We start from the raw sequence: 5,702 nt of genomic DNA on the forward strand, positions 1-5,702 counted from the left end.
CGAACAGGGTCACGACTGCCGCCGATACCACTGCGCGGTGAATCGACTTCTTACGAACAGCACTGCTCACGCCAGAATTCCTCTGTCTACTGCCCGGATTCACGTGGGACTCACGGCGGGCGACACGACGAAAGATTTCACATCGTGAAATACCCGGTCAACAATTCGAATCACGCCGCTCGCAACCATCGTCACATCGAATTACCCGGCGCGACATCGGCGGGCACCGGACAGCGTGCTAGCTTCGCCTCGTGTCGTATTACCGAACGACGCACCGCGCGATGTGTTGTCGCCCGGCAGAAAGGACCGACGTGACCGCGATACCCGACAATCTGCTCGCCACGATCGAAGCGGAGCGGGCGATCTTCCGTACCTTCTACAAATTCTTCCGGATCGCCGATACGCAGGAGAGCGAGCGGTTCGGCGAGTGCTTCACCCCCGACGCGCTGATCGAGTACCGGATCATGCCGGGCCCGCCGGTGCTGTTCCACGGCCGCGACGAGTTCACCGAGCACATGAGCCGCGTGCCGAAGTCACAGCGAGCGCTGGTAGCCCACGTGATCGGGCAGGCCTCCATCGAATGGAACGGTGACAAACCCCTGCTCACCGCCTATGCCACGGTCTGGCACTGGTTCTCCAGCACCGCGGCCACCGATGTCGGCAGGCCCGCCGACTGGACCGTCATCGGTCTGGTCCAGGACGAGTTCGAACAGTACGAGGGCGAATGGCTGATCGCGCATCGCGACGTGCGCCATGTCGCGGGCAAGGTCGCCGCGGGCCGCGGACCGATCTGAAGACGGCCGACCACAGGCGCCGTATCGGGCCGGACTCGCTGTCGAGCCCGGCCCGTTCTCCGTGCGCACCGGAGTCGAATTCCGGCAAGCCGCCAGAATTGTTCGGAAACCTCGGTGACATTGTGTTCCGATAACTTCGGTGACAATTCAGCGCCCGAACCACAGGCACCACCGAAGAACTGTCACCCATGTTCCGACTACATTAATCCGACCGCGCGGCGGATATCGGAATCCTGCGGTCGGGGCAGTCGAAACCTACGGTCGACCCGCAGGTTTTCCGACGCGATCTTGTGAGCTCCGAACAACCCGTGCGAAGGTGATTACCACCCGGCCCGGAAATCATGCGGCCGAGGTTCCCTGGAAGCTCCCGATCGGCCTGTTCGCGCCGCGGGAGGAATCCGCTCCGGTTCGGGTTCGAGCGAGAGGTGCCACGCGATGTCGGAAGTCCTGGATCTGGTCGAGCAGGTCGAGCTGCTCACCGAACGGCTCGAGACGCTCGAGTCCGTCCGCGCGCTGAACACCCTGCGCCACGACCTGCCGCGCCGCATCAACGAGGGCAGGTGGGCCGAAGTCGGCGAGCTGTTCAGCGCCGACGCCTTTCTCGACTACCGCCACCTCGGTCAGGCGCGGGGCCGGGAAGCGATCGCGGCCTATTTCGCCGGTCTGCCGCAGTTGATCGAGGACAACAGCCCCGCGGGGCAGGTCCTGGTCAAGCAGTTCCTGCACGGGCACGACGTGCAGATCCTCGGAGAGCGCGCGACGGGGGTGTCGTTCTTCGAGGAGAAGGTCGTCTTCGACACCGAGAGCTCGTTTGTGGCAGGCAAGTTCACCGACGAGTACGTCCGGGAGGCGGACGGGCGATGGCGGTTCGCGCGGATCGAACTCGACCTGTACTGGGTCGTGCCGTACTCGCGCGGTTGGCAGAAGTAGCCGGCGGCGGAACAACAGAGAGGCTCGTCATGCTCCAGCAGAACACCACCAAGCGCATCGGCTACTGGCTGCTGCACCTGCACCAGCAGTTCGACGCGGCGACCGGGACGCTGCTACGCGAGGAGAAGCTCACCCGCCGCGACTGGCAGATCCTGCACGCCCTGCAGATCGGCCTGGGGAGCGTCGCGGAACTCGACGAGGCGTTCGCACCGTTCCTCGTCGCCGACGGCGCGCGGACCTATCAGCCGATCGTCGACGACTTCACCGCGCGCGGGTGGGTCGAGGCCGACGGTTCGGCGCTGCGGCTCACCGCGGCGGGCGAAGCGGCGCACGAGCGCGCCGAGACCCTGGTGAACGCGCACGCCGACGAGTCGCTGCGCGGCATCTCCGAGGAGGAGTTCCTCGCCGCGAACGCGGTACTGGCCAAGATCGCCGACAACATCGCCGCCGAGGGAGCGTCATGACCGCCCTACACGATCGCCCGTTCCGATTCGGGCTCTGCGTCTTCACCCCGTCCACCCGCGCGGAGTGGATCGCCAAGGTGCGCGCGGCCGAGGAACTGGGCTACGACGTCGTCTCGGTGTCGGACCACCTCGGCATGCCTGCCCCGATCCCGACGCTGCTGCTGGCCGCCGAGGCCACCGATCGGATCCGGATCGGCACCCTGGTGTTCAACACGGCCTTCTATCACCCCACCGTCCTGGCCCGTGATCTCGCGACGGTGGACCGCTACTCCGGCGGCCGGGTCGAACTCGGGCTCGGCGCGGGCTACGATCGCGCACAGTTCGACGCGGCCGGACTACCGTTCCCCGGTGCGGGCGAACGGGTTTCCCAGCTGGAGCGCACCGTCGCCGAGTTCCGCAAGCCGAAGTCCGAGCTCGAGCCGTACGCCCGGTTCGAGCAGCCCGCGGGGCCGCCGATCCTCATCGCCGGGCGCGGTCCGCGGGTACTGAAGCTGGCCGCCGAGTACGCCGATATCATCGCCTTCACCGGCACCACCGAGGTCCGCGACGGCGACGGGCTCAGGCTCGGCGGCATCAGCGAGGTCACCGACCGGATCGAGTACGTCCGCGGCCTGGTCGGCGAGCGAATCGACCAGGTGGAGTTCAACATTCCCGTCCACAAGGTGCTGCCCAAGGGCGCGACCGACGGCGTCACCGATGTCTGGCAGAACCAGCTCGACCTGACCCCCGCCGAGCTCGAGGAGCTGCCGTCGCTGCTGTTCGGAACACCCGAGGAGAACGCCGACACCCTGCGCGAGCGGCGCAAGACTCTGGGCCTGACCTACTACACCGTGCTAGAGCCCGAGATGGAGGCCTTCGCCCCGATCATCCAGGAACTCCGGAGGACAACGCCATGACCGAAGAATCCACGGTGGACACCGGCACCGGATACGGCCGCGCGGCCCCGTCCTACGACAAGCGCCTGACCGAGGTCGGACCGGGCACCCCGATGGGTGAGGCGCTGCGCCGGTATTGGCACCCGATCGCCACTTCGGCCACCCTGACCGCCGAGGCACCGCACCGCACCCGCGTCCTCGGCGAGGACCTGATCGTCTTCCGGGACGGCCAGGGCAGAGCGGGCGTCGTGTTCGAGCGGTGCGCGCACCGGGGCGCCAGTCTCTTCTTCGGCCGGATCGAGGACGACGGGTTGCGCTGCGGCTATCACGGCTGGAAGTTCGATGTGCGGGGCCGATGCCTCGAGCAGGCGTGCGAGCCCGATCGCGGACGACGCCGCGACGCGGCGCGACAGCCCTGGTATCCGGTCGAGGAACGGTACGGGCTGGTGTTCGTGTACATGGGCCCGCCCGACCGCAAGCCGGCGCTGCCCCGCTACGACGTGCTCGAAGACCTCGCCGAGGACGAACAGTACTTCGCCGAGTGGCCGTTCCCTGGCCTGTCGGTGACCGGGGCCGAGCAGGACTTCCACTGGCTGCTGATCTACGAGAACACCATCGACCCGGTACACATCAACTGGCTGCACTCCCAGCACAGCGGCTTCCAGTTCGCCGGCACCGGAACGACCGGGTTCCCCGAGGACTTCTTCGATCCGTACACCCTGCCGGGCCGAGTCGACTACGACCGCACCGACTTCGGCGCCAAGTACACCGTCCGGTTCCTGGACCGGGAGCGCGACGGCGTGCGGACCGAACGGAGCTGGGGCGCCGAACTGCACCTGCCCAACGCCACCGTGCTGCCGGACTGGGTCGAGCTGACCCCGGACACCAAGGCGGACATGGTGATCTGGGCCGTGCCGATCGACGACACCCGGCATCGCGCGTTCTTCTCCATCCGTGCGAAAGATCCCTCCCGCGTGCGCCGGTTCCTGTTCGGGATCACCCAGGACGGCAAGAATCCCTGGGAGCTGACCGACCAGGAGCGCCGGCGGTTCCCCGGCGACGGCGAGGTGATGACGTCGCAAGGCCCCGTCGCCCTGCACTCCGAGGAGACGCTGGCGACGACGGATCGCGGTGTGGTGCTGCTCCGCAGGTTGCTGCGCTCCATGATCGACGACGTCGAGGCGGGCCGAGATCCGCAAGGAGTGAGCCTGGTCGAGGAACCCGTCCGGCAGACCCAGGCGGGCCTGTTCACCCTCGCCGGGGCCACCGCGGACGCGGCGGCGGTGCCGGCGGCCGGCGCCTGACCAGGGCGCCCCGTGACCTGGATCGCCGCGCAAGTCCGCGCTCGCACCCTGATGACTGCCGATATCGTGATGCTCGACCTCGCCCCGGTCGACGGGACCGTGTTCCCGGCGTACACGGCCGGTTCCCATATCGACGTCCAGCTCGGCGCCGGGATGGTCCGCCAGTACTCGCTGTGTGGCACGCCCGGGCCGGGGTGGTATCGGCTGGCCGTGCTGAACGTGGCGGACTCGCGCGGCGGGTCCCGGGCGATGCACGAGCTCGCGGTGGGCGATCGCGTGCGGATCTCCGCCCCGCGCAACCACTTTCCGCTCAGCACGGCGCGGCGACACGTGCTGATAGCGGGCGGGATCGGGATCACGCCCTTGGTCGCCATGCGCGCCGAGCTCGACCGCGCGGACGCCGACTACGTGCTGCACTACTGTGCCCGAAGCCGTTCACGCGCCGCCTTTCTGGACGAGCTGGCGGCCGATCCGCGGGTCGTGTGTCACTTCGACGACGAGAACACCGGGATCGATGTGGCACGCGATCTGGGCGAGCCGCGGCCGGAGACAGCGGTCTATGTCTGCGGGCCGGACGGTTTCATGGATTACGTGGTGGGCAAGGCGGAGGCACTCGGCTGGCCGCGGCAGGCCCTGCACACCGAACGATTCGGTACCGACCGCACCGCACCGGCCGGCCACGCTCCGGGCGGATTCGTCGTCCGGGTGGCCTCCACCGGCGCCGAATACCCCGTCCCCGAGGACCGCAGCGTGCTCGACGTGCTCCTGGACAACGGCGTCGACGCGCCGTTCTCCTGCCAGCAGGGCATCTGCGGCGAATGCGTGGTCCGTGTGCTCGTCGGCGTCCCCGACCACCGCGACGACGTCCTCACCGACGGTGAGCACGCCGACGGACTGTTCACCACCTGCTCGTCACGATCGCACTCCCCCGTCCTCGAGGTCGACCTCTGAGACTCGACCGCGGCCACGCGAAAATGGTGGCGGCACAGTGACCTACGGCGCCGACGACAGGGAAGCACCGACACCTCGGCTACCGGTGCGGTTCGGGGGTCGAGATCGCTGTCGAGGTGAGGTCGGGGGCGATACGGCGGGAGAAGCCGGTCAGGACCTGGCCGGGGCCCAGCTCGACGAGGTCGTCGTAGCCGTCGGCGATGGCGCGGCGGACGGTCTCGACCCAGCGGACCGGGGCCAGGAGCTGGCCGCGTAGGAGTGCGCGGATCTCCGTGGGGTCGGCGACGTAGTCGGCCGTGACGGCGCTCAGGACAGGGATGCTGGGCGGGTGGAGGGTGTAGCGGTGGGGGGGGGGGGGGGCGGCGACGGGGGGCGGCGGCGGCG

At 68.4% G+C, this 5,702-nt stretch carries 7 protein-coding genes; 6 read left to right on the forward strand and 1 reads right to left on the reverse strand.

Annotation, left to right across the window (positions count from 1 at the left end; translation table 11 throughout):
* The first annotated feature begins 311 nt into the window (after positions 1–311).
* The 6 genes from QH270_RS11045 to QH270_RS11070 all read left to right on the forward strand — a co-directional run bounded on the left by QH270_RS11045 (position 312) and on the right by QH270_RS11070 (position 5,318).
* Entirely contained in the window at positions 312–794 is a 483-nt protein-coding gene (locus QH270_RS11045) for a nuclear transport factor 2 family protein (protein ID WP_280340670.1), read from the forward strand.
* Between the two features lie 435 nt (positions 795–1,229).
* Positions 1,230–1,724 carry a nuclear transport factor 2 family protein gene (locus tag QH270_RS11050; protein ID WP_280340672.1) on the forward strand — a complete coding sequence of 165 codons (495 nt, stop codon included), beginning with the start codon at positions 1,230–1,232 and terminating at the stop codon, positions 1,722–1,724.
* Between the two features lie 29 nt (positions 1,725–1,753).
* The gene (locus QH270_RS11055; RefSeq protein ID WP_280340674.1) at positions 1,754–2,188 is read left to right on the forward strand and encodes a MarR family winged helix-turn-helix transcriptional regulator; all 435 of its coding nucleotides are present in this window, start codon (positions 1,754–1,756) and stop codon (positions 2,186–2,188) included.
* Entirely contained in the window at positions 2,185–3,084 is a 900-nt protein-coding gene (locus tag QH270_RS11060) for a TIGR03621 family F420-dependent LLM class oxidoreductase (RefSeq protein ID WP_280340675.1), read from the forward strand. The genes QH270_RS11055 and QH270_RS11060 overlap by 4 nt, the downstream gene beginning before the upstream one ends.
* Entirely contained in the window at positions 3,081–4,367 is a 1,287-nt protein-coding gene (locus QH270_RS11065; protein WP_280340676.1) for a Rieske 2Fe-2S domain-containing protein, read from the forward strand. The genes QH270_RS11060 and QH270_RS11065 overlap by 4 nt, the downstream gene beginning before the upstream one ends.
* Positions 4,368–4,418: 51 nt before the next feature.
* Positions 4,419–5,318 carry a PDR/VanB family oxidoreductase gene (locus QH270_RS11070; protein ID WP_280340677.1) on the forward strand — a complete coding sequence of 300 codons (900 nt, stop codon included), beginning with the start codon at positions 4,419–4,421 and terminating at the stop codon, positions 5,316–5,318.
* Positions 5,319–5,397: 79 nt separating this feature from the next.
* On the opposite strand, the gene QH270_RS11075 is transcribed toward QH270_RS11070, so the two are convergent.
* Positions 5,398–5,702, reverse strand: a 305-nt coding sequence (locus tag QH270_RS11075; protein WP_432420338.1) for an ACP S-malonyltransferase, incomplete at its 5' end; no start/stop codon positions are given.

The sequence above is a fragment of the Nocardia neocaledoniensis genome, from assembly GCF_029868625.1.
GTDB classification, from domain to species: Bacteria; Actinomycetota; Actinomycetes; order Mycobacteriales; family Mycobacteriaceae; genus Nocardia; species Nocardia neocaledoniensis_A.